The organism is Aestuariibius insulae, from assembly GCF_040783535.2.
Taxonomy (GTDB): Bacteria; Pseudomonadota; Alphaproteobacteria; order Rhodobacterales; family Rhodobacteraceae; genus Aestuariibius; species Aestuariibius insulae.
Window position 1 is genome coordinate 372,120 of sequence record NZ_JBFONW020000001.1, and the last position, 24,979, is coordinate 397,098.

Here is a 24,979-nt window from a genome sequence, read left to right on the forward strand (position 1 = left end):
CTTCCAGCGACTAAACGCACTGTAGCAGGTCAAGATCGGAGGTCTGGATAGAAGCGAGACGCGGCAGACATCGCTTCGAAAAGACGTTTGTGCTGCAATCCCTTAGTCTTACGATTTCAAAATGTCGGCCAGTCCGCGAGACAGCGTTCCGTCATCTACCGGTTTTGTCAGGATCTGGATCTCTTCCAATTCCGGAGGAACGTCGATCCGTGATCCATAGCCGGTAACAAAGATGAACGGCACGCCTTCCTTCCTGAGCCTCAGCGCCAGATCAAAAGCAACCTCGCCGCGCAGGTTCATGTCGAGCACCGCAAAGTCAAACTCGTGATGATCCAACAGTTCAAGGCCGCTTTCGATCGTTCCCGCAGTCTCAATCTTCTCGGCTCCAAGACGCGTGATGCTCTCGACCATATCCATGGCGAGCACCACGTTGTCCTCCACGATCAACGCGGTTTTTCCCGTCGCGACATGTTTGATCTCGCCGACTTTCATGGCCAGCTTCGGTTGGGTCTCCTCGTCGAGATCGACCAGGTTTCGCGCAGGTAAATCGAAGCTGAACTTCACGCCTGCAGGATCATAGTCGAGCGAGACCGAGCCATCGAATTCGTAGGGAATAGCCTTCTCGATCAAAGACCGACCGAAGCCATGCCGGGACGGCGCCTCGACAGGTGGGCCGCCAATTTCGCGCCAGTTGAAGGTCAGACCATCCGGATCGACCGACCAGCGCGCCTGCACGATGCCGTCAGTTGTCGAGAGCGCTCCATACTTGGCCGCGTTGCTGACGATCTCATGGAACACCAGCGCAATCATCGGAGCCACGTCCGCACGCAGGCCAACGATCGGACCGGAGAGGACGACCTGGGCTTGATCGTCCCTCAAATACGGGCCCAACTCGGTATCCAGGATGCCGCGGAGAGAGACACCGCGCATGGAATCGGACACCGCAAGGTCATGAGCCGCTGCAAGGGCTGCAATCCTCTGCTCAAGGGCCAGAGCGTAACTCTCGAGCGACGCGGAAGACGCCTTGGCCTGACGTGACAGGGACCGGATGAGGGCGAGGATGTTTTTCACCCGGTGGTTCAGTTCAGCGATCATCAGATCCTGCTGGCGCTGGTGACTGACCAGATCCTTGTGCCGATCCAGTTCCTTTCGCTCTCCCTTTGCCGTGATCTGGGTGAGCATAATCTGGATCTCGCGGGCCGCGGACAGGTCGAAGGGCGTCCATGGCGCTGACCTGTCGCGCAACTCTTTCAGATAGGCCTCGAACGACCCCCGCGGCGTGATACGAGAGCCATAGGGCCCTTTGTCGTATTCCTTTTCCGGCTTGCCCGCCCAGCGAACCGTCTGAACGATCTCATCGCGAAAGAACAAAAGCTGTAGCGGAAAGGCCGCGGTTGCGCGTACCAGCATACATCCTGCGGACTTGTTCAGATCATGCCCTTCCCCGAACCCGTTCTCGTGCCAACCAGCTTCGGCAAGAGAACTCGTTTCTCGAAGAAGGTTTTCGTCCGAAGCCGCCAGGCCTCCGATAGCCCGGATCGCGTCGGGCGAGGGAACGGATCCATCTGTCTGAAGCCGGTCTTCGCGAAGCACGGCGAGACCATCGCACTCCACCAGGTTTCGAAGCACCTTTGCCACTGCCGGAAACGCGTGAAGCAGATCGGTGGTCGCATCCGATTTCGCAATGATTTCCTGACGGGCGCTCGCTGTCTGGGCACGGGCCTCTGCCTGTTCGTTCTCGATCCGCTCCTTGATCAGCAGCGATATCATCTGCCCGAAAAGCTCTGCGGCAATGCGGGTATCGGATTCGATCACACGAGGGCTCATATGATGGCAGGCGAACATCCCCCACAACTTGCCGTCCACGATAAGGCCGATCGTCAGCGTCGCGCCGACACCCATATTGCTGAGATATTCGACATGGATCGGAGAGATGCCGCGCAGATGCGCAAGCGACATATCAAGAGCGGGCGCGCTCTGGTCTTGTGCTAGAAGCGGGATCGGCTCCTGCCGGACATCTGACAGCATCCGTAACGGGTTTCTGACCTGCAAAGCTCTCGCTTGCGTGGGCACGTCCCATGCGGGATAGCGCAGCCCAAGAAAGCTTGGCACGCTTCCATTCCGCGCCTCTGCTATGACCTCCCCGCTGCCATCCTCAGCATACCGATACGCTTTGACGCGATCATAGCCGGTGATTTCGCGCAATCCGAACACGGCGATATGCATAAGACGGTCGATCTGCCTCATGCTCGACGCCTTTGCGAGGAACAGCCGAGCCTGCTCGATCGGAGCCCGCTTTCCTGCCAGCGGATCCTCTAGGCCCGACTCAAACTCAACAATGGCGTGATTGTTCGCGGTCCGGTGGGCATAGATCTCGACCTCGCGATCGTTGACGGCATACCGGCCGACGCGTTCCCGCTGACTGTCAGCAGTGGAATAGGACAAGATGTTCCGAACATCGTGAATGACATTGCTCGGAAGAAGCTCGCCAAAGGATGTACCCAGTACATCCTTGGCCTCATATCCAAGATGATCGGCCAGATTGGCGCCCGCATACTCAATCGCAGAGAGGGACGGCGCCCCGGCCAGCAGTGTGCCGAAAGGCTGGATCTGGCCAGGCGTATGGATCGGCTCTCGATCGCAATTGTCGAGACTGAGGGCTTCCCCATCAACTGTTTTAAGCATGCCTTGTCTCTCTCGGTACCGTTCAAATCGGATGAAAAGCGTGATCCCCTTTGACCACTACAGGGCCGCCGGTCCGCTGGCAAATCACCACAGCGTCGCGGACAGGGACACGCTATCAATCGGGCGACGTGTGAACCACGGAGCCACACCCGAGATCCTCTTTTTCCAGGCCAAACCCTCGAAAATGTCCGTCAGCTACAAGTCAACGCCTGACCTCATTCAAAGCCACCTGCCATCTGGTATCGGTGCCAAGCACTGCGGTAATCTCGGCAACACACGGTCGCCACCGGCAGGAACACCAAAAACGTTGATCTTGCGATCCACAATCAAAAACCGTGAGGCGCCCGTGCTTCATCGGTCTGCATCTACTCCCGAACCCAGTCCAACGTCTCAAAGCTCTGTCCGGGAACCTTAAGGACGTCGGGTGTCTAGGCAGTCGAGCCTCAAGGATCCTTGGGTCATGGCGTATCATGTTGTACCGCGGCCATTGATAAGCCCGGTTGCTCGCCCTTGCTGATGTATCTTCCGCTCCCTGAGCAGGTAGCGATAACGCGAAAGGAACGTAAACCGGGCCAACAGAGACCAGCGAATGCCGCGCAGCCAATGACTAATATTGGCTTTGTCTGACAGCACAGACAGCTTATAGTTATCCTCCAACGCATGGGCCAAATACTGCACTGTAGCGCGTAGAACTTGCCATTCGCTATAAGCGCCAAATCACGGTCTAATTGCTCGGTCGCGCCGCCGACAGCATAGGCTTTAGCTGGCCCGGCTGCGAAGATCCAATCTCTTACTATAGTCATAAAACCAATTATTTCGATGGCGTATGTCTGTGAAGGATAAACTGCGCGAGTTCAGACTGTCCTCTCAGATCCAACTTCGCGTATGGACGCTCTCGGAATAGGCACACCGTAGTCGGTTCGACCCCTAAACGATCGGCGCCCTAGCGAAGTCGGCGCGTCTCTCGTCAAACCGAGAACGAGATCTGCCTCGCTTAGGGTCAACCGGAGTGCAACGCTCATAATTCCGACCGTCCGTTCGAGGAGTCGTGGAGATTGCACTACAGTGCACACCATCCTTTTCAACCGATACAACGGCCTTGGAGCCATTTGGATCTGCATAAGCGGGTTAACCTAACGCAAGACTATTGAGACAATGCGCACCTATTGAATTGGCGTTGAACCCAGGCATGAAGGCCGATGCACGTTCTGACTTCCTGAGTAACGGACATCGTTCAATCCGAAGCAGTAAGCGTTCGTCAAACAGCGCGCCGGTTGCAGAGTTAACGTATCGTATTGTTCCGTGAAGCGTAAGGAAAATTACGACGTCAGGTGCCGTACGATCAAGCCTGGCGCGAGCGCGGTCTGTTTCCATGATGAAACGACGGCGGACCATGCAAGCAAGAGCATCGAGCATTGACTCGACAAACTTCGATTTGCACTGACTAACCAGCACTAACCGACAGCTAAGCCGATTACCATGTGGAAGATAAATTAGTCCCGGACCGGGAAGATAAACGATGCCGCATAGTCAAGGCTTACGGAACTTCAGAATTCTCGGTAGAAAGCGCTTTGCCGCACTGCCTCTGTTTGAACAAACTCCATTCAAACCTAAAAAGGGAAATAAGGCTTAGATGATAAATTTCTTGTATTCGAAGAACTTATTTTAGTGCAGATGGCTCTAGTCAAAGTTTGTAAAATACGCTAGCTACCGCAAAGGCTGTTAGCTTTGTAGTAATGAGAGTGCTATCTGACCTTGCGGTAGAACTGCTGCCTCAGCCTCGCTCCTAAGCAGAAAAAGTCGGATTAGCTTTTCGGTCTGCTCTTTCTGGGAAATCGATGCCAGGTTTGTATCTCCAAAGAGCGATCGACTACGGTCTTTAAGGACTTCAAGTTGTTGATCTAGATCGATTTGCGCGAATGATGAGGGAAGTCCGAAAGCAACTTCGAAAACTTTGCGAAGAGGGGGCGTTCCCATGACCGAGAACCACTGAGCATCGATATCGTTGCTGCGCTTGAGAATCTCTGCAATGGCCGGTTCTACGTTGAGCGATAGACGGAAATCATCATTCTGATCCCCGACAGCCCGCTCGAATTGTCTTGCTTGGTATTGCTCGATAATATCTGACGCAAAATCTGGCTCGATCGTCTTTGGTATTTGATTGGCACCAAAGCCAAAGGCATCTGCAAAATTGCGATATCTCACATCGCTTAGCCGATTTGAAAGAGCAGCTGGGTCAAGAGTGCCGTCCTCAAGAATCCTTCTGATGAAGAAGGTATTTCCGATGTCCTCATCCAGCCCAAAGGCCCCAAGCGCAACCTGCAGGAGATCTCGATCTTCAACAAGTTGTCCTGCTGTGAGCACTGTTCCGATCTTTTCTTCGAAAGCTTCCGTAAGGCGTTTAACAACAGGGGTCTCTTGGAACGTATCCCTTTGTTGGTCGAGGGTTCGCTGTAAGAACTGCCATCCCCCATAGCCCTGTATTGGAAGAACCGGTTGAAACATCAGTCTGCGGACGCCTGCAGGAGCCTAAGTTCACGGGGAACAAGGGATCGGAGAGCCTTTAAAGCGCGATAGGGGTTTTGATCGATCATCGCGCTCGATGCACTGTCCAGATATCCCTTACTGTCCGGATCTGTAAAAATACGGCTCAGCGTTTCGATCCCGTCAAGGATCTCCTTTTTGGCAACTGCACCCTCGCGATCTCCGGATAAGATAAGTTGAATATGATAACATAAACGCGTCACTGGTGTCGTCGCCTCCTCCGGATGGATCGCATCCTTTAGGCGTAGGATCCGAGCGTTTGGTGTCATGATCCTGATCTTGCTGCGCTGTTCGCCATTTTCAAGAACAGCTCCGTTGATCAACAGACGCTCGTTGGGCGTTAGTTTGAGAACCAGCCCCGCCATTATGCCGCATCCCTTATGGGGCGAAGGCCGCGCATGATCGCCGTATTCACTTCAATAATGGAATCTACCGAACCTTTCTGACCAAGGACAAGCTTCGTCTGGTTTGTCGAAAATTGTGCCAGATAGAAAAGACGGCCTCGCAATTCGGCGGATAGACCGTTGCCTTCATCTGCGACATCCATAGCCACAAGCGTCCAGAGCCTCTGATTGTCGTAAAGAGCTTCTGCAAGCTCCGCGAAGTTAAATGGATTGGCATCCCGCGCCTTGCAGATGCGTTGTGTAATCTTACTAAAAGCCGCGTGTTCCGTATCGCGTGCAGATCGTATGGGGCCGCCAGGCGCACCATACGCCTTCAAGGCCAAGTCATGAGCGTTCATTCTGAAACCTCAGAGAAAATATTCAATAATAAGTGCCGGAATGAGGGAGCCTCTATCGGAGGCTCCCTCGTGGATATTAGCGGAAGAGCGACAGGATCGACTGGGGTGCCTGGTTGGCGATAGACAGAGACTGAATCCCCAACTGCTGCTGTACCTGCAAAGCTTGAAGTCGGGCAGACGCAGCCTCCATATCGGCATCGACAAGGGATCCGATCCCCGACTTGAGGCTATCGGTCAGATTGCTGATGAACTCGCTTTGCGAGTCGATCCGCCCTTGAACCGAACCGAATTCAGCAGCTGCATTGATCGCAGTCTGGATCAGCCCTTCGATGTTGGCGAGTGCATTTTGGGCGCCCTCGGTTGTCGTCACATCAATGCCGTCGAGACCGATCAAACCACCCGAGGCAATACCGCCAGCGCCGTCATCAACCGTCAAGGTAACTGCAGAGGCATCACTATTGTCGATCTGAATCGTTGGAGCGGAAAGAACAGGATCATTAACGGTATTTACTTTCACCGAAATTCCCGCGACGCCGCCGGCATCAATCACACGTTTAAGACCGCTTGCAACATCGTTAAGCGTATCGCCTGCTTTGGCCACATAGTTGAATGTGTTGCCACCCAATGCGATCTGGTAACCGTCTCCTTCGTTGACGGCACCTCCATTCTGGCCGCCGAGTGAGATTGTCTCGGCACGTGCGATCAGCGTATCGCTTCCGGCCCCGTCTCCTGCGACCGTTACCGTCGTTGTCGGAGAGCTTCCTGAAATGGCAAAGGATTCGAACGCATTCGTCGAACTCAGCGTGATCTCTCCAGCACCGGTAACGGAGGTGGTGACGTTCTCAAGTCCAAGGCTACCAAGACCTGCCGCGACCACGTCCTCAAGATCGGCAATGGCCATAGCCGACCCGTCACCATTGAAGTCGTTGTTGGTATACGTGAATTGCTGATCTCCGACATTGATTGTCACCGTATCACCGTTGTTCAGATCCGTCGCCAGTGTCACAGTCGCGGTATTGGCGGTGTTTTCGAGGGTTGCTCCTCCGCCGATCGTATAGGCGCCGGCATCGTCAACACTGCCGATCCGATTGATTGCAGTCGCGGTCTCCAGCGTACCTGCATCTGTTGTCAGGTTCTGCCCAGTGAAAGAAATAGATGCCGCGGTCACTGTTCCATCGTTGGCTCGATCCAGCGAGGACAAAATGCTTGCCTCGTCGAAGTTATCGACAAGGTTCTGGCCGTTGAACTGAGCCGCGCTCAAAACAGATTTGATCTGTCCCGTAAGGGCTTCGACATCTGTCTGGATCTTGCCGCGGTCAACATTCGACTGCTGTGAAGCGACGATCTTGCCTTTGATTTCGGTCAGCAGGTCGGTGACCGTTTCCGAGGCATTTCGTGCAACTGCCACTGTGGACTGCCCAAGGGAGAGACTGTCCGAGATGTTCTGAAAGCCCTTAACGTCTGCCTCCATCACCTTGGAGATGGCCCAGACAGAAGCGTTGTCCCGGGCTGATCCAACCTCTTTTCCGGTCGAGATCATGGATTGGGTTTTCGAAAGATCGCTATTGATCGATTTGAGAGTCTGAAGCGCGACCATTGCGCTGTTGTTTGTCAAAATGCTGGACATACCAAGCTCCTTGTTTGCGGGACCTTTGCCGCGGGTCTCTTGATCCGTTTGGATCACCATATCATTCTGACAAAATGCAGATATCGCTAAGATGTCTGCGTTTTCCGTTCTGGTATTTCTTCTTCACTTCACGAGCTTAATATTGAGTTACTACCGCAAATAAGACTACGAGGCATTTTTGTATAATTAGAGCTTTCTTTCCAATAATAACCCAGTAACGGTAACGTCGACACGCTGACCAATTTTGTCATAGGTGGAAAGCGTGTCTGCGACCGTCCTCAGGTGCTGTAGCCTGGCGCGTGCGTCCCGTATGCCGTCCAGCGCTGCGGTTATGAGGGTTTGATTGCGCGTCGCCATATCCCGCAAAAACTGAAGACCATCCTGGTCGATGCCCGGTTCCAGCCGCCTGTCAAAGAGGCGTTCGATACGGTCCGAAATAGCCGGAAGATCGCTGAACGAACCCGATAGCAGCGCGGCCCGCTCGGCCTGAAGGAGTGTCAGAACCTCCGATGTCAATCTACTCTTTGGCATGATTTACCCTTGCTATCAGGGAATTAAATATGGTTTCCGACAGGCCGATGCCACCAGCGGCAACAATCAGGCTCGCCTGCTCCCTCACAAGAAAAGACGCAAACTGATTTTCACCAGCTCCTCCTCCGAAATCAGCCGGAGCGCGACCAAGGCCCGCCTCCTTCAGCATCTCGGTCAGAAAGCTGATCTCGAGATCATCGGAGGCAGCGCGCAGACGCACCTCGTTCTCGCGGTGGGAGGCTGCAGCAATTTGACCGATATCCATCTCGAATCTCCTTCACTCAAGCCGAATTTAGGTATCGCGGGTAAAGAAATCGTAAGCCTTTGGATGATAGATCAGCTGTATGAAGTCCGGAGCTATAACAATGTATGATTATTCCACACAGGAGATTCCTACGCCTTCGGGTATCTCTCGATCGGAAGGATTGATCGAAATCCTTGATAAGGATATCGTTTCAAATTTCTCGAATATTTTAGCCAATATTGAAAAAGAAATACCTCAGAAGCCAAAAGATAGAAGCCTCGCGGATGGGGTTTTTCCTCAAACAGAAGAACTAGAGACAACATCTGATCTGGAAAGTGCGCAGGATTTAGAGCTTCCGACTACCAAAAAAAAGAATGAACTGAAAAGAAGTGGGGATATCGCGATATCGAACGGTATCGAACCCGGTGATAGGCGGATAGATGAGACAAAACGGACGCCTCTCGCTAGCGATGCCGGGAAAAGCTCTGAGGATGGCACGGTAGAACCGCTGAACGCAAAGTCAGCGCAGGACGTCTCTCGGTCACAACAGCCGACTGAGCCACATCATATTCTATCGGCAGACATGTCTCGTCCTCAGAACCTGCATGTCGGTTCCCATCAACGGCCCCCGGACCCCTCGAATATATCGCGGGCCAATCCATCCGGTGAGGACCTGAAAAACGTTGTCGCGCGGGTTGATCTCCGAACGTCTCCTGCTCCGACCGGCGAGGCGTCCAAGTCCTCTCCGCCCGTCGCATGGAATGTCGCGGTCCACGAAATGAAGTCACCAACCGAATCCCGAAGCGCGCAAGCGACGCCTAAGAGTATAGAAATTTCGACCGTTCTGGCGCCAACTCGGCCAGGGTCCCCGTCGCCGCATTCGATATCTCTGCCTGCTGTGCCTCTTGCCCCTGTGACGTCTGCTCCTCTTCCGGTCCAGATGTCGGACGACAGCGCGGCCGCCTTCGCAGATCTGGGCGCTGAAGGACAAACATCTGAAAGAGGATCCACGATCCTTCGTACTGGTCTCGAGGCGGCTCCGCGAGGTCTTCAGCCGGTGCAAGCCGATCCTGCCGGCGTCGTGCGTCAGATTTCTGCGGCGCTCAGCACATCCGCTTCGGGTCAGATCGAGATTACCCTTTCACCTGAAGAGCTGGGACAGGTTCGCCTCCAATTGACCCAACAAGAAGGAAAGACCGTCATGCTCGTTACTGCCGACCGGAGCGATACGCTCGATTTGCTAAGGCGGAATGCCGATTTGCTCCTCTCCGACTTTACCCAGATGGGATATGACGGGCTCGATCTTCAGTTTCAGGACCGGCAGACGTCCCCAGATGCCGAGCCATCACTGGAAGGTGACGCCTCTCCAGCGACCGAGGAGACCGCCCCTCAAGCTGCCACACCCCCCCAACGATACAGTCTCTCGGACCGACTTGACCTTCGCCTCTGACCAATAGGACAGCCCATGGACATTCAGACCGACCTCTCGACGCCCCAATCGGGTCGCACCCAGACATCGACCAACTCGGTCATCAGTTCGGATTTCGAGACCTTTTTGAACCTCCTCACCGCACAGCTGCAAAATCAGGACCCGTCGGATCCTGTCGATTCTGACGACTATGCGGCGCAACTCGCCCAGTTTTCATCGGTCGAACAGCAGGTTCTGACAAACGATCTGCTGACCCGGCTCACGCAACAATCGCAGGTATCGGGCCTTGGCCAGATGGCAGGCTGGGTCGGGATGGAGGCGCGAACAACCGCGCCTGCCTTCTTTGATGGCGCTCCTTTGACGCTTTTGCCCGAACCGATCGCGCGCGCCGACACCCGCGCACTCGTTGTCTACGACGCTCGCGGCACAGAGGTCGCGCGCGAATCGCTTCCCGCAGAGCCTGGGCCGATCGATTGGGTCGGACGGGATGCGTCAGGCGCGCCCCTGCCTGCGGGCGCCTATACGTTCCGCATCGAAAGTCAGCTCGACGGACAGATCGTGCAGCGGGATCCCGTCGCACATTACGCACGGGTGACCGAGGTCCGGGTCGAAGATGGAGCCAATGTCGCCATCATCTCAGGCGGCGCGGCGGTGCCTGCGGGCGAGATTACCGCGCTCCGATCTTAAAGCAGGCTTTCAAACACCATCCCCAACAGGACCAGACCGCCCCCCACCAGCATCATGATGAGCGGATGCGTCCAGCGACGCGTGCGCGTGGGCGCCTTGGGATTGGTCTGCCGGATCAATGCGGCTTCCGCCATCTGGGGCAGCCGGGGCCCAAAGCGAGAGACGATCCGGACAGTCTTTGCCAGATCGCCTAGCAGCGCCTTCGGCCCGATATTGTTCGTGATATAGGATTCGACCACCGGCTGAGCGACTTCCCAGATGTTGATATGCGGGTTCAACGACCGGGCCACGCCTTCGACCACTACCATTGTCCGCTGCAGCAGGATCAACTCGGTTCGCGTCTCCATCCCGAACCGTTCGGTCACTTCGAAGAGGTAGGTCAAAAGCCGGCCCATCGAAATCCGGGTCGCATCCATGCCGAAGATCGGCTCGCCCACCGCACGCAACGCACGCGCAAACTCGTCCACGTCCCGGTCCGCAGGCACATACCCCGCCTCGAAATGGACCTCCGCCACACGCCGGTAATCCTTGCGGATGAACCCAAACAGGATCTCCGCATAGACCCGGCGCGTATAGGCATCGAGCCGTCCCATAATGCCGAAATCGATTGCGATGATGTCCCCGTTCGGCGCGACCTTCAGATTCCCCTGATGCATGTCGGCATGAAAATATCCATCGCGCAAAGCATGCTGGAGAAACAGCTTCAGAACCCGCTCTCCCAAGGCGCGGCGGTCATGCCCCGCCGCATCGAGCGCATCGTTATCGCCCGCCGGGACACCCTGCGCCCAGCCCAACGTCATCACCCGGCGGGAGGACAGGAACCACTTGATCTCGGGGACCTGAAATCCGGCATCGCCTTTCGTATTGGCGGCGAATTCGGCGGCAGCCGAGCTTTCCAGCCGGAAATCCAGCTCCCCGTTCACGACACCTTCGAAGTGTTCGATGACCTCGGTCGGATGCAGCCGCCGCGAACCCGGAGAGAAGATCTCCACGATCCGGGCGGCCAGGTAGAACGCATCGATATCCTTGCGGAATGCTTTTTCGATCCCAGGCCGCAACACCTTGATCGCGACATCCTCGCCGCTCTCGACCAGCTTGCCGCGATGAACCTGCGCGATGGATGCCGCCGCAACCGGCGGCCCGATCTCGGCAAAGGCGGCCTCGACCGGCATCTGCAATTCGCTCTCGATCGTCTCGCGCGCCTCCTCCATGGAGAACGGCGGCAGCTTGTCCTGAAGCACCCGCAGCTGCACAGCCAGCTCGTCGCCCACGACATCGGGCCGCGTCGACAGGATCTGCCCGAACTTGATATAGGCCGGCCCCAAAGCGGTCAGCGCCCGCGTCGCAGGCGGCATGCTCGGATCGCCCTTCAGCCCGGCCCATTTGAACGGCCAGCCCAAGGCCTTGGCCACGATCCTAAGCGAGGGCGGCGCCTGAAACGCATCGAGCACGACGTTCATCGCGCCCGTCCGCTCCAGCGTGGCGCCCGTCCGGATCAACCGCCAGATATTGTGAGGACCCCGCATCTAGATCTTCCAGCCGGAATGCAGCGCCGCAATTCCCATCGACAGGTTCCGGTAGCTTGCCCGCTCGAATCCCGCCTCGCGGATCATCCCCAGAAACATCTCCTGATCCGGGAACTTTCGGATCGATTCGACCAGATACTGATAACTCTCGCGATCTCCGGCGATCATCTGGCCCATGCGCGGGATCACGTTGAACGAATAAGCATCATAGGCCGCCTGCAACGCCGGATTGGGCAGTTGCGAGAACTCCAGAACCATCAGCCGCCCGCCGGGCCGCAGCACGCGAAAAGCCTCGGCCAGCGCATCGGCGGGACGCGTCACGTTCCGAATCCCGAACGAGATCGTATAGACATCGAAAGACGCATCCTCGAACGGCAGCGCCATCGCATCGCCCGCGATCCATTCGATCGACGCGCCTTCCGCCTCAGCCCGCTTGCGTCCCGCCGCCAGCATATCCTCTGTCAGATCCAGCACGACCGCCTCGGCGGCCCCGGCCCGCTTGAGAAAGCGAAACGCGATGTCGCCGGTCCCGCCTGCCACATCAAGCAACCGTTGCCCGGCTCGCGGCGCGAGCCAGTCCATCATCGCGTCTTTCCAAAGCCGGTGAATGCCCGCGCTCATCACGTCGTTCATCACGTCATAGCGCGATGCGACCGAGGTAAAGACCCCCCTGACCCGGTCCGCCTTTTCCCCTTCCGGAACCGTCTCGTTCCCGAAATGCGTCGTCTTCTCGTCGTCGGTCATGGGCCCGTCCTGCTAGTCGCTCCCTCGCGATATAGGCTGCGCGCGCAAATCACAAAGGCCGACAAGGCCGCACCTGTTTGCGAGAGGCGGCCGCGCGCCCTATATCCGCACTCTGCCCCTGGAAAAGAGCAAAGACCTTGCCCGAACTTCCCGAAGTCGAAACCGTCCGGCGCGGCCTTGTGCCCGTCCTCGAAGGCGCGCGCATCGCCCGGGCCGACGTCAATCGCCCTGATCTGCGCTGGCCTTTCCCCGATCGAATGGCCGAGCGTCTGACCGGCGCGCGGGTCGACCGTCTCCGGCGGCGGTCGAAATACATCCTCGCCGATCTCGACACCGGCGAGACGCTGCTGATCCATCTGGGCATGTCGGGCCGGATGCTGATCGAAAGCGCCGCGCCTGGCGTCTTCCATCACGCGAAGCTTCCGCAGGCAAAGCACGATCACGTCGTCCTGCAGACCGAGAATGGCGCTCGCATCGTCTTCAACGACCCGCGCCGCTTCGGCGCCATGGATCTTGCCCCTACGGACCACATCGACGCACATAAGCTGCTTGCCAAGCTTGGCCCTGAGCCGCTGGGCAACAGCTTCGATGGCTTCTCACTCACCACCGCTCTCGAAGGCAAGGCCACCCCCATAAAGACCGCGCTCCTCGATCAGCGCATCGTTGCGGGCCTTGGCAACATCTATGTCTGCGAAGTGCTCCATCGCGCTCGTATCAGCCCGCGCCGCAAAGCACGCAACCTGTCAGCCAAACGGATCCACAGCCTCGTGCCGATCATCCGCGACGTGCTCACGGACGCGATCGAGGCGGGCGGCTCGTCCCTGCGCGATCACCGCCAGACAAACGGAGAGCTCGGCTATTTTCAGCACACCTTTCGCGCCTATGACCGCGAGGGTGCGGCCTGCACCAGCGATGGCTGCACCGGCACGATCCGCCGGATCGTCCAGTCCGGCCGGTCGAGCTTCTATTGTCCGACCTGCCAAAGATAGCTTGAAAGCTCGGCACCGGCTGTTAAGCACGAAGTCTGTCAAACCGAAGCCAGAGGATATCATGGCATTCGAAACCATCATCGTCGACATCGGCGATCACGTGGCACTCATCACCCTTAATCGTCCCGACGCGCTTAATGCGCTGAACGCCGCCTTGCTCGGAGAGCTGGCCCAGGCGATCCGCGAGGCGGGCGAGAACGACAAGGTCCGCTCCATCGTTATCACCGGTTCGGACAAGGCTTTTGCCGCCGGTGCCGATATCTCGGAAATGGCGTCCAAGTCCTTCGTGGATATGTTCACGAGCGATTACATGGGCACCCAGACGCGCGATTTGCTGAATTGCCGCAAGCCGATCATCGCCGCCGTCGCGGGCTACGCGCTGGGCGGCGGGTGCGAGCTTGCGATGATGTGCGACTTTATCATCGCCGCCGACACCGCCAAGTTCGGCCAGCCCGAGATCAATCTCGGCGTCGTCGCCGGGATCGGCGGCAGCCAGCGGCTCACCCGCTTCGTCGGCAAATCCAAGGCGATGGACATGCACCTGACGGGCCGCTTCATGGATGCCGATGAGGCCGAGCGCTCCGGTCTTGTCTCCCGCGTCGTGCCCGCCAAGAAACTCAAGGACGAGGCCCTCGCCTGCGCGGGTAAGATCGCCGAGAAAAGCCAGATCGCCACGATGGCCGTCAAGGAAGCCGTCAACCGCAGCTACGAGACCACGCTCTCCGAAGGTCTGCTCTTTGAACGCCGCCTCTTCCACGCGCTCTTCGCAACCGAGGATCAGGCCGAGGGCATGGCCGCCTTCATCGAAAAACGCGAGGCCCAGTTCCGCGACAAATAGCGGATAGGGCTTGACCGCAGGCCCGACTTCGCTCAAAGACCGCCGCCAGACATGCGCGTGTAGCCCGCTTCTCAGGCTCGATTCGTCCCGGCGACCGACGTTCCGGATTTGGCGGGTGACGTGCGACTTACATCAACCCGGCAAAGGGACACCGACACATGGCAAACTCCGCCCAGGCTAAAAAGCGCGCCCGCCAGAACGAGACGCGCTTCCAGATCAACAAAGCACGCCGCTCGCGCATCCGCACCTTCCTACGCAAGGTCGAAGAGGCGATCGCCTCCGGCGACAAAGAAGCGGCGACCGCGGCCCTGCGCGCGGCTCAGCCCGAACTGATGCGCGGCGTCACCAAGGGCGTCTACCACAAGAACACCGTCTCCCGGAAACTGTCCCGCCTGTCGGCTCGCGTCAAAGCCATCGGCTAATCGCGCCGCCGGTTGGATCGGACCACGATGGCCTCGCAGGGAAATCTGCGGGGCCATTTGTCGTTCCGGGGGAGGGGGGGAGCGAGGCGCCGGATCCGCCGGGTGGCAGAGTCTGGCCGACCCTTCCATAGGCGCACACTTTTGAAACAGATTAGTGACAAAAACGGCGCGACCAGTGCGTCGGGAGTCTCGCCAAACGGGCAGTCTGCCAAGGATGCTCCCGCGGCAAGTCTTTGATGGGATTACGAGTTCGAGATTCGATTCAGCATTTGTTTAGTCAAGGGTGTTGTTCATCTTGCGAGGTCCGCAGCGCCCTTGCTAGCTTGCCCCATGCGATTCACATCGTCCTGGGGGGACATGGTGAAGAGACAGACCTCAAAGTCGGCATCGTCGGTTGGGACGACTGCGCGGACACTTCGTTTTGGGGTCTGTGATTCACGGTGAGGCAAGGTCCGGATCGGCCACGGAGGTCGCTCGCAAGATCAACGCTTCGCGTCTGCAGCTGACGATCCGTCGCGGTTCGTCATAGCAACAGACATGTCCGAACGGGTCCGTTGCGCGGGACCGAGGCATCGACAGATGCCCCTCCATCTGCGCAGGCGGGCTCTTCGTCAAACGCCGGTCAAGGCGTACCGCGTGCAACGGGGTTGCACCGGACATGGCCGGTTTTGTCCTGCGAAAAGGATGAGGAACCGTTGGGAACAGGGCGGCGAACGAGGGCCGTCCGAAGGGGGGAAATATCCACCCTTTGGTGAAGATCGAACGGGAACAGGCGCAGGTGGGAATGACGAAGGATCAATGGGGAGTAGTCCGCAATGAGCTCAAGAAAACGCTCGGCACAAGCCACTATACAAGCTGGATCGAGCCTCTCGTCTTTCGAGACCTGAAAGACGGCGTCTGTACCTTCGGTGTCCCCACGACCTTCATCGGCAACTACGTCTCGCAGAACTTCGCGGACCAGATCATCTACCAGCTCAACCGCTCCGGAGAGAGCGTCAAGCGCCTGGCTTTCGATGTCGCCAACGTCGCAGCCGCGCCGTCCGGCATTGCGACCGTCCCGTCCCCCGCTCTGGAAGAGCGCTTTACCTTCGACCGCTTCGTCGTCGGCAAGCCGAACGAGCTGGCCTATGCCGCCGCCAAACGCGTTGCCGAAGGCGGTCCGGTCAGCTTCAACCCGCTCTTTCTTTATGGCGGCGTGGGTCTTGGTAAGACGCACCTGATGCACGCCATCGCCCACGAGCTGCGCCAGCGTCAGCCAGAGCTCAACGTGCTCTATATCTCCGCTGAAAAGTTCATGTACGAGTTTGTCCGCGCCATCCGCGACAACACGATGATGGACTTCAAGCACCTTTTCCGCTCCGTCGACGTGCTGATGGTCGATGACGTCCAGTTCATCGCCGGCAAATCCTCCACGCAGGAAGAATTCTTCCACACGTTCAACTCGCTCATCGACGATCAAAAGCAGATCATCATCTCCGGCGACCGCGCGCCGGGAGAGATCAAGGATCTCGAAGACCGCATCAAATCGCGCCTACAATGCGGCCTCGTCGTCGATCTGCACCCGACCGATTACGAGCTGCGCCTCGGCATCCTGCAATCCAAGCTCACCTCCCATCAGAACACTGACCCCGACGTGGTCGTCGCCGATGGCGTGCTGGAATTTCTCGCTCACCGCATCTCGACCAATGTCCGCGTCCTCGAAGGCGCGCTGACCCGGCTCTTTGCCTTCTCCTCGCTCGTCGGCCGCGAGATCACGCTGGAACTCGCGCAGGACTGCCTCGCCGACATCCTGCGGATTTCGGAACGCAAGGTCACCGTCGAAGAGATCCAGCGCAAGGTCAGCGAATACTACTCGATCCGCCTCAGCGACATGATCGGCCCCAAGCGCAAACGCGACTATGCGCGCCCCCGCCAGGTCGCCATGTGGTTCTGCAAACAGATGACCTCCCGCTCCTTGCCCGAGATCGGGCGCCGGTTCGGCGGACGCGACCACACCACCGTCATCCACGGCGTTCGCCGGATCGAGGATCTCAGGATCAAGGACAGCCAGCTCTCGGACGATCTGGAAAATCTGCGCCGCCAGCTGGAAGAGTAGGCCCGGGCGCAACAGGTTACAGCCCCGTCACAAAAACCTCTTGAGGCTCCCCCCGAAACGGCTACCGTCGCGGTCCCGGCTGGGGCCGTCGGACCCGGGCACGTCAAAAGCAGGAACAGGGATATGAAGATCAGCATCGAGCGGGCCGCCCTTCTCAAGGCCGTGGCCCAGGCCCAATCCGTTGTCGAACGCCGCAACACGATCCCGATCCTCGCCAATGTCCTGATCGAAGCCGAAGGCGACCGTGTCACCTTCCGCGCCACCGACCTCGATATCGAGGTCGTCGATCGCGCCCCCGCCCAGGTCGAACGGGCAGGCGCCACGACGGTCAACGCCGTCACGCTCAACGAAATCGTCCGCAAGCTGCCTGACGGCGCGCTCGTCACGCTCGCCGATGACGGCACTACGGGCCGCCTCGCCATCGAGGCGGGCCGCTCGCATTTCCAGCTCGCCACGCTCCCGCGCGAAGACTTCCCCGTCATGGCATCCGCTGATTACGACACGAACTTCGCCGCGCCCGCCCCGATGCTGCGCCGCCTCTTCGACAAGTCGAAATTCGCGATTTCCACTGAAGAGACGCGCTATTATCTCAACGGCGTCTATATGCATGTCGCCGACGGCGAGGGCGGCAAACAGCTGCGCTGCGTCGCCACCGACGGCCACCGCCTCGCCCGCATCGATGCCGACCTGCCCGACGGCGCCGCCGAGATGGCGGGCGTCATCGTCCCGCGCAAGACGGTCGCCGAACTGCGCAAGCTGCTCGACGATGACGACGCCCAGATCGCCGTCTCCGTCTCCGAAACCAAGGTCCGCTTCGCGACCGAGGATATCACCCTGACCTCCAAGGTCATCGACGGCACCTTCCCCGACTACACGCGAGTCATCCCGCAGAACAACACCAAGCGGCTCGAGGTGGACGCCGCCGACTTCGCCAAGGCCGTCGACCGTGTCGCCACTGTCAGCTCCGAACGCTCCCGCGCCGTCAAGATGCAGATCGACGAGGATCGCCTCGTCCTCTCCGTCAACGCGCCCGATGCCGGCAATGCCGAGGAAGAGCTTGCCGTGGCCTATGGCGACGAACGGCTCGAGATCGGCTTCAACGCCAAATACCTGCTCGAAATCGCGGGGCAGGTGGATCGTGAGAACGCCGTCTTCCTCTTCAATGCCAGCGGCGATCCGACCCTGATGCGCGAAGGCAATGACGAAAGCGCGGTCTATGTCGTCATGCCGATGCGCGTCTGAGGCCGCCCGGGGCGCATGACCGCGCTCACCCGCCTCACCCTCAGCCATTTCCGCTCGCACCATCGCACGGTGCTCGACCTTGATCCGCGCCCCGTCGCGATCTTCGGTCCCAACGGTGCAGGCAAGACCAACCTGATCGAGGCGGTCTCGCTGCTCTCTCCCGGTCGCGGCCTGCGCCGCGCCTCCGCGCAAGAGATGACGCGCCGCCCCGAGGCGATCGGCTGGAAAATCACTGCCGATCTGACCGCCCAGGGACGCACCCACGAAATCGAAACCTGGTCCGAGGATCATGCCGCCCGCCAGACCCGCATCGACGGCAAAACCACCAGCCAGACGGCGCTGGGTCGCATCGCCCGCGTCCTCTGGCTTATCCCGGCGATGGACCGGCTCTGGATCGAGGGCGCCGACGGCCGCCGCCGGTTCCTCGACCGCGCCGCTCTGTCGTTCGAGCCGCGCCATGGTGAGGCGGTCCTGACCTATGAAAAGGCCATGCGAGAACGCAACCGCCTGCTCAAAGATCAGGTCCGCGACCCCCACTGGTACGCCGCGCTCGAGGCGACGATGGCTAAGGCGGGAGCCGAGATTACCACCAACCGCAAGGACACCATCGCGCAGCTCACCGCCGCCCAAGAGGCGACCGAAACCGCCTTCCCCACGGCGACCCTCGCGCTGGACGATGACGCCCCGGACGCCGAAGACGCCCTCCGCGCCGCCTTCGCGACCAGCCGTCCCCGCGATCTGCCCGCGGGCCGCACGCTTGTCGGCCCACACCGCGCCGACCTTCTCGCCACCTTCGCGGCCAAGGACATCCCCGCCCGCGATTGCTCCACCGGAGAGCAGAAGGCCCTCCTCATCTCCCTCATCCTCGCCAATGCCCGCGCCCTTGCGGCCCAGATCGGCACCCCGCCGCTCCTGCTTCTGGACGAGGTCGCCGCCCATCTCGATGCCGGTCGCCGCGCCGCGCTCTATGACGAGATCATCGCCCTGAACGCCCAGGCCTGGATGACCGGAACGGGCGCCGAGCTCTTCGAGGATCTGGGCGACCGCGCCCAGCGGATCGAGGTTCTGGAAACCGATGGCATCTCGCGCATCGCCCCCTGACATCACCCCCACCAAGGCACACAAAATATAGCGCCAAAGGGTGACATTCGCCCCCACACTTCGTATATAGGGCCATCAATAATTCGGGGAAAATCCCATGGCAGATGCCACTCCCGCGCCGGAGGACTACGGCGCAAATTCCATCAAAGTTCTCAAGGGGTTAGAGGCGGTTCGCAAGCGCCCCGGTATGTATATCGGCGACACCGATGATGGCTCGGGTTTGCACCATATGGTCTACGAGGTCGTGGACAACGGCATCGACGAAGCGCTCGCCGGTCACGCCGACCGCGTCACCGTCACAATCCATGCCGACAGCTCTGTCTCTGTCTCCGATAACGGGCGCGGAATTCCCGTCGGCATCCACGAAGAAGAAGGCGTCTCCGCGGCCGAGGTCATCATGACCCAGCTCCATGCGGGCGGCAAATTCGACAGCAATTCCTACAAGGTCTCCGGCGGTCTGCACGGCGTCGGCGTCTCGGTCGTCAACGCGCTCTCCGACTGGCTCGAGCTGCGCATTTGGCGCGAGGGCAAGGAACACGTGGCCCGCTTTGAAGGCGGCTTCACGACCAAGCATCTCAAAGTGCTCGGCGACACCGACCGCACCGGCACCGAGGTCCGCTTCATGGCCTCGACCGACACGTTCTCGAACCTCGACTATTCCTTCGAGACGCTGGAAAAGCGCCTGCGCGAACTGGCTTTCCTCAATTCCGGCGTCCGCATCCTGCTGCGCGACGAACGCCCCGCCGAACCGCTCGAGACCGAGCTCTTCTACGAAGGCGGCGTCAAGGAATTCGTCAAATATCTCGACCGGTCCAAGACCGCCGTCCTGCCCGAGCCGATCTTCATCGAAGGCACGCGCGACGATATCGGCGTCGAGATCGCGATGTGGTGGAACGACAGCTACCACGAGAACGTGCTGCCCTTCACCAACAACATCCCGCAGCGCGATGGCGGCACCCATATGGCGGGCTTTCGCGGCGCGTTGACCCGCACGATCAACAGCTACGCCCAGACCTCCGGCATCGCCAAGCGGGAGAAAGTCTCCTTCACCGGCGACGATGCCCGCGAAGGGCTGACCTGTGTTCTGTCGGTCAAGGTGCCCGACCCCAAGTTCAGCTCCCAGACCAAGGACAAGCTCGTCAGCTCCGAGGTCCGCCCGGCGGTCGAAAATCTGGTGAACGAAAAGCTCGCCGAATGGTTCGAGGAAAACCCGAACGAGGCCAAGCAGATCGTCGGCAAGATCGTCGAAGCCGCGCTCGCCCGTGAGGCCGCCCGCAAGGCGCGCGACCTGACGCGCCGCAAGAACCCGATGGACATGAACTTCCTCAGCTCCAAGCTCAAGGATTGCTCCGACAAGGACCCCGCCAATACCGAGATCTTCCTGGTCGAGGGCGACAGCGCCGGCGGCTCCGCCCAGACGGGCCGGGACCGCAGGACACAGGCCATCCTCCCCCTCAAGGGCAAGATCCTGAATGTCGAGCGGGCCCGCTTCGACCGCATGCTCGGCTCTCAGGAAATCGGCAACATGGTCATGGCCCTCGGCACCGGCATTGGCCGGGACGAGTTCGACATCTCCAAACTGCGCTACCACAAGATCGTCATCATGACCGATGCCGACGTGGATGGCGCGCATATCCGCACGCTCCTGCTGACCTTCTTCTTCCGCCAAATGCCCCAACTGATCGAAGGCGGCTATCTCTATATCGCTCAGCCGCCGCTCTATAAGGTCAGCCGCGGCAAGTCCGAGGTCTACCTCAAGGACGAGGCCGAGATGCAGGACTACCTCATCGACCAGGGCATCGATGGTGCGATGCTGCGCCTTGGCGACGGCTCCGAGATTACCGGTCAGGACCTGCGCCGCATCGTCGATGAAGCGCGCCAGCTGCGCCGCGTCCTCGATGCCTTTCCGACGCATTACCCGCGCCACATCCTCGAACAGGCGGCCATCGCGGGCGCCTTCGTGCCCGGCGTGGTCGACAGCGACCTGCAAGGCACCGCCGACCGCGTCGCCCGCAGGCTCGACCTGATCGCGCTGGAATACGAACAGGGCTGGCAAGGTCGCATCACGCAGGATCGCGGCATCCGCCTTGCCCGCCTCCTGCGCGGCGTCGAAGAGGTGCGCACCCTCGACGGCCCGATGCTCCGCTCCGGCGAGGCGCGCCGCACCGGCAGCTTCACACAGTCCCTGCAAGAGATCTACGCGACGCCCGCGACGCTCCACCGCAAGGAGCGCACGCAGCTCATCCATGGCCCGTTGGACCTGCTCAAGGCGATCCTCGAAGAGGGCGAGAAGGGGAACACCCTCCAGCGCTACAAGGGCCTCGGAGAGATGAACCCCGACCAGCTGTGGGAGACCACGCTCGACCCCGACGCCCGCACCCTGCTGCAGGTCAAGGTGGAGGACCTTGCCGATGCCGACGATCTCTTTACCAAGCTAATGGGAGACGTCGTCGAACCCCGCCGCGAGTTCATCCAGCAGAACGCGCTCTCGGTCGAGAATCTCGACTTCTGATCCGGCGCCTCCCGGCCCATCTTTGAGGGGGCGGGAGGCGCTGAAACAATCCATGTCTTAAAGGATGGATTGTAGATCCCCGTTGCGGAGGGGGCACCGTGCGCAGCGTTAATCCGCCACCGCGCGGCGAATCCTCCGACCAGATGCCGACGGCACTCCGACCGGATGCCGCATGCCCAAATTTCGGAAAACCGGCGTGTTAACCTTTGTTTTCCGTCAGACCCTTCGAACCCGTCCTCCAGCGAGCCTCAAATCCTATCATCAGACACGAAAAAACCGCCCCCGGTTTCCCGAAGGCGGCTCAAAATCGTTTCGAAAGAGGGGTTTAGCTGCCTTCAGCCGTATCCGCCTCAAAAGCTTCCAGCTTTTCGCCTTCCAGGACCGGACCAACCGATGCGAGATAGGCAAAAAGATCATAGGCTTCCTGCTCGTCGCGCACCTTATAGCTCATCTTGCCCCGCGCCCGGCGATCATCCAGCGTCTCGCGGATCCAGCCGGTGGGGTCCTGAACATAGGCCACAAAAGCGTCCTCGGTCCATCGCTGACCGGTCTCGCCGATCGCGATCAGACCGTCGGAATAGCGGAAATCTTCTTCATTTCCAACGAGTTCGTAGGCCAGACCATACTGGTTTGGGCCGGTCCGGGCATTGCGTCCGGCAATCGTTTCGCCTTCCTCGTCGACCACCACGTGGCACGCCACGCACTGCCGGTTGAACTGCTCTTCTCCGGCGGCTGCATCACCTTGCAGGCCGCTCAGATCGATATGACCCTCCGCATGAACCGGAGCCGTCAAAAGCGCCGCCGCAGCGGCAATGGCAAGATGTTTCATAGGAACTCCCTTACGATTTTTCAGTAATCCATAGACCACATTGTGTTGGAACCTAGCATGTCTCGATAGCTGGTCCAGACAAAGCGCATCTCGACTTGTCATACAATATCACGCAACCGCATGATTGATCGCGCACTGCTTCCATAGGACAGAAAGCGCCGAGACCAGATGCTCGATATCGGCATCCGAATGCAGCGGAGACGGCGTAAACCTCAATCTTTCCATGCCTTTAGGGACAGTCGGATAATTGATCGGCTGCACGTAGATGCCCCAATCGTCCATCAGGATATCGGCCAGCATCTTGGTCTTCACCGGATCCTTGATCATCACCGGCACGATATGACTGTCGTTCATCAGATGCGGGATCCCCTGCGCATCAAGCCGCGATCTAAGCAGCGCCACCTGACGCCTCTGACGCGCTCTCTCCGAATGGCTGACCTTGAGATGCGCAATCGACGTCCGCGCCGCCGCGGCCACTGCCGGAGGCAAGGCCGTGGTAAAGATGAACCCGCTGGCAAAGCTTCGGATAAAGTCGCAAAGAGCGACCGATCCGGTGATATATCCGCCCACCACACCATAGGCTTTTCCAAGCGTTCCCTCGATCAGAGTGATCCGGTCGGCCACGCCCTCCTGCTCGGAGATCCCGCCGCCGCGAGGCCCGTAAAGACCGACCGCGTGGACCTCGTCCAGGTAGGTCATCGCGCCGTATTTCTCTGCAATTTCAACGATTCTCTGGATCGGAGCAATATCGCCATCCATCGAATAGACGCTCTCGAAGGCTACGACTTTGGGCACGTCCGCAGGCAGCGTCCGCAGCTTGCGCTCCAGATCCTCGACATCGTTATGCTTCCAGATCACCTTGGTTGCCCGGCTGTGCCGGATCCCCTCGATCATCGAGGCATGATTGCCCGCATCGCTCAGGATCACGCAATCCTTCAGCCGCGATCCCAACGTCGACAGCGCCGCCCAGTTCGACACATATCCGCTGGTGAAAAGAAGCGCCGCCTCCTTGCCATGAAGATCCGCCAGCTCTGCCTCAAGAAGCAGGTGATCGTGGTTCGTCCCAGAGATATTTCGCGTCCCGCCGGCCCCCGTACCGCAGCGCTGAACGGCCTCGCACATGGCCTCCATCACTGCGGGATGCTGCCCCATTCCCAGATAATCGTTGGAACACCATACGGTTACGTCGCGCACGCCATCTTGATGGTGGTTCGCGGCTCGCGGGAATTTTCCACATTGCCGCTCCAGCTCTGCAAAGATCCGGTAGTTGCCCTCGGCCTTGAGCGTGTCGAGCTGGTCTTGAAAAAGCGCGTCGTAATTCATGATCTGGGTCTTTCGTCTTGAGAGGCAGGCAGAGGCGCGGGAAGCATCCAGCGCCAGAGTTTCGCATCGGCCAGCGGCACCACCATCAGCCAATGTTCGAGGGTTGCGAGCACCGCCATCGCCGCCAGAAGCGCCCATGTGGCCGCCTCCGCATCGGTCTCGGCGAGGCTGAGCTGAAACAGGAAACATGCCGCCGCAAAGGTCAGCACCGTGATCCCGATGGGAAAGGCCGCCGTGACCGATCCTTTGCGGAAATAGCTGGCCATATGGGACAGCGGGCGCGGGATAAATTCGGTCGTCATATGCGGCACGCCGAAAAAGAGGTTCAGCTTGGCCGAGATGCGCGCAACGAAGAGGATCACGTAGGTCCACAGACCCACCTGATTTTCAGCGCCGCTCGAGACGATAACGATCAGCAGAAGACCCATCGTCAAAGCCAGTTCGTGCCAGGCAACCGTCCCCCAAGCCTTTGAAAACCGGGCCAGACCCGACAATCCCGGAGGGCAGGGCGCCCGTTCGGGTCCGGTGATGATGCCGGTCAGGAACGCCAATTCGATCCAGCCCCAGATCGCTAGAGCCGCCGCAAATCCAACGTAGACGCCGCCGATCCCGTCCCAGGCCAACGACTGCCAAAGACCGATCACCCCCAGCACCAAAAGCGGCACAGCCATGATGAGAAGCTGCCGATGCGCCCATCCCCCGGCCCGGTCGGCCCGCCGCACGAGCAGCAGAAGCGCGCCGGTCGAGAACCACCAGAGAAACAGCGCCGAAAGCGCGGCGATCCACGGCGAGAGGCTCATGAGCATCCCCCCGTGAGGCCCGGCCATAAGCCGGAACCTTTGGCTGCGAAGAGCCGCGCGTTTATAAAG

General features: G+C 59.4%; 21 protein-coding genes. 9 read left to right on the top strand and 12 right to left on the bottom strand.

Translation table 11 applies throughout. The features are described from left to right. Nucleotides 1-108: 108 nt before the first annotated feature. From AAD018_RS01805 to AAD018_RS01835, 7 genes are all read right to left on the bottom strand, one after another. A complete protein-coding gene (locus tag AAD018_RS01805) occupies nt 109-2,685 on the bottom strand; it encodes an HWE histidine kinase domain-containing protein (protein WP_367313843.1) in 2,577 nt (858 codons plus the stop codon). Between the two features lie 1,722 nt (nt 2,686-4,407). Then, complete coding sequence (locus AAD018_RS01810; RefSeq protein WP_367313842.1) at nt 4,408-5,190, bottom strand: DUF1217 domain-containing protein; 783 nt, start codon at nt 5,188-5,190, stop codon at nt 4,408-4,410. Then, nucleotides 5,190-5,594, bottom strand: a complete 405-nt coding sequence (gene flbT, locus AAD018_RS01815) for a flagellar biosynthesis repressor FlbT (RefSeq protein ID WP_367313841.1) — start codon at nt 5,592-5,594, stop codon at nt 5,190-5,192. Before flbT ends, AAD018_RS01810 begins: the two co-directional genes overlap by 1 nt. After that, the gene (gene flaF / locus AAD018_RS01820) at nt 5,594-5,971 is read right to left on the bottom strand and encodes a flagellar biosynthesis regulator FlaF (protein WP_367313840.1); all 378 of its coding nucleotides are present in this window, start codon (nt 5,969-5,971) and stop codon (nt 5,594-5,596) included. The genes flbT and flaF overlap by 1 nt, the downstream gene beginning before the upstream one ends. Before the next feature lie 76 nt (nt 5,972-6,047). After that, the gene (locus AAD018_RS01825) at nt 6,048-7,598 is read right to left on the bottom strand and encodes a flagellin N-terminal helical domain-containing protein (RefSeq protein ID WP_367313839.1); all 1,551 of its coding nucleotides are present in this window, start codon (nt 7,596-7,598) and stop codon (nt 6,048-6,050) included. Between the two features lie 186 nt (nt 7,599-7,784). Further along, on the bottom strand, nt 7,785-8,114 hold the full coding sequence (locus AAD018_RS01830; protein WP_367313838.1) for a flagellar biosynthesis protein FlgN: 330 nt from the start codon (nt 8,112-8,114) through the stop codon (nt 7,785-7,787). A 1-nt stretch (nt 8,115) separates the two neighbouring features. Next, nucleotides 8,116-8,394 (bottom strand): rod-binding protein, encoded by a 279-nt coding sequence (locus AAD018_RS01835; protein WP_367313837.1) that lies wholly within the window; start codon nt 8,392-8,394, stop codon nt 8,116-8,118. 100 nt (nt 8,395-8,494) lie between these two features. On the opposite strand from AAD018_RS01835, the gene AAD018_RS01840 reads away from it, so the two are divergent. Then, complete coding sequence (locus AAD018_RS01840; protein ID WP_367313836.1) at nt 8,495-9,823, top strand: flagellar hook-length control protein FliK; 1,329 nt, start codon at nt 8,495-8,497, stop codon at nt 9,821-9,823. Between the two features lie 15 nt (nt 9,824-9,838). Then, nucleotides 9,839-10,489, top strand: a complete 651-nt coding sequence (locus AAD018_RS01845) for a flagellar hook capping FlgD N-terminal domain-containing protein (RefSeq protein ID WP_367313835.1) — start codon at nt 9,839-9,841, stop codon at nt 10,487-10,489. Here the strand turns inward: AAD018_RS01845 and ubiB are convergent. Then, nucleotides 10,486-12,015 carry a 2-polyprenylphenol 6-hydroxylase gene (gene ubiB, locus AAD018_RS01850; RefSeq protein WP_367313834.1) on the bottom strand — a complete coding sequence of 510 codons (1,530 nt, stop codon included), beginning with the start codon at nt 12,013-12,015 and terminating at the stop codon, nt 10,486-10,488. The genes AAD018_RS01845 and ubiB overlap by 4 nt on opposite strands. After that, entirely contained in the window at nt 12,016-12,759 is a 744-nt protein-coding gene (gene ubiE / locus AAD018_RS01855) for a bifunctional demethylmenaquinone methyltransferase/2-methoxy-6-polyprenyl-1,4-benzoquinol methylase UbiE (protein ID WP_367313833.1), read from the bottom strand. Between the two features lie 137 nt (nt 12,760-12,896). On the opposite strand from ubiE, the gene mutM reads away from it, so the two are divergent. The 7 genes from mutM to gyrB all read left to right on the top strand — a co-directional run bounded on the left by mutM (nt 12,897) and on the right by gyrB (nt 21,958). Further along, nucleotides 12,897-13,748, top strand: coding sequence for a bifunctional DNA-formamidopyrimidine glycosylase/DNA-(apurinic or apyrimidinic site) lyase (gene mutM / locus AAD018_RS01860; protein ID WP_367313832.1), 852 nt, complete (start codon nt 12,897-12,899; stop codon nt 13,746-13,748). Nucleotides 13,749-13,809: 61 nt separating this feature from the next. After that, nucleotides 13,810-14,586, top strand: a complete 777-nt coding sequence (locus tag AAD018_RS01865) for an enoyl-CoA hydratase (protein ID WP_367313831.1) — start codon at nt 13,810-13,812, stop codon at nt 14,584-14,586. A gap of 158 nt (nt 14,587-14,744) precedes the next feature. Beyond that, nucleotides 14,745-15,008, top strand: coding sequence for a 30S ribosomal protein S20 (gene rpsT, locus AAD018_RS01870; protein ID WP_367313830.1), 264 nt, complete (start codon nt 14,745-14,747; stop codon nt 15,006-15,008). Nucleotides 15,009-15,792: 784 nt separating this feature from the next. Further along, complete coding sequence (gene dnaA / locus AAD018_RS01875; protein ID WP_367313829.1) at nt 15,793-17,103, top strand: chromosomal replication initiator protein DnaA; 1,311 nt, start codon at nt 15,793-15,795, stop codon at nt 17,101-17,103. Nucleotides 17,104-17,226: 123 nt separating this feature from the next. Beyond that, nucleotides 17,227-18,345 (top strand): DNA polymerase III subunit beta, encoded by a 1,119-nt coding sequence (gene dnaN / locus AAD018_RS01880; RefSeq protein WP_367313828.1) that lies wholly within the window; start codon nt 17,227-17,229, stop codon nt 18,343-18,345. A gap of 15 nt (nt 18,346-18,360) precedes the next feature. Beyond that, nucleotides 18,361-19,446, top strand: coding sequence for a DNA replication/repair protein RecF (recF, locus tag AAD018_RS01885; protein ID WP_367313827.1), 1,086 nt, complete (start codon nt 18,361-18,363; stop codon nt 19,444-19,446). A gap of 97 nt (nt 19,447-19,543) precedes the next feature. Then, complete coding sequence (gene gyrB / locus AAD018_RS01890) at nt 19,544-21,958, top strand: DNA topoisomerase (ATP-hydrolyzing) subunit B (protein ID WP_367313826.1); 2,415 nt, start codon at nt 19,544-19,546, stop codon at nt 21,956-21,958. Between the two features lie 325 nt (nt 21,959-22,283). Here the strand turns inward: gyrB and AAD018_RS01895 are convergent, their stop codons facing one another. From AAD018_RS01895 to puhE, 3 genes are all read right to left on the bottom strand, one after another. Then, nucleotides 22,284-22,787 (bottom strand): c-type cytochrome, encoded by a 504-nt coding sequence (locus tag AAD018_RS01895; protein WP_367313825.1) that lies wholly within the window; start codon nt 22,785-22,787, stop codon nt 22,284-22,286. A gap of 108 nt (nt 22,788-22,895) precedes the next feature. Beyond that, nucleotides 22,896-24,110 carry a 5-aminolevulinate synthase gene (hemA, locus tag AAD018_RS01900; protein WP_367313824.1) on the bottom strand — a complete coding sequence of 405 codons (1,215 nt, stop codon included), beginning with the start codon at nt 24,108-24,110 and terminating at the stop codon, nt 22,896-22,898. Then, nucleotides 24,107-24,910, bottom strand: coding sequence for a putative photosynthetic complex assembly protein PuhE (gene puhE, locus AAD018_RS01905; RefSeq protein WP_367313823.1), 804 nt, complete (start codon nt 24,908-24,910; stop codon nt 24,107-24,109). Before puhE ends, hemA begins: the two co-directional genes overlap by 4 nt. Nucleotides 24,911-24,979 lie beyond the last annotated feature (69 nt).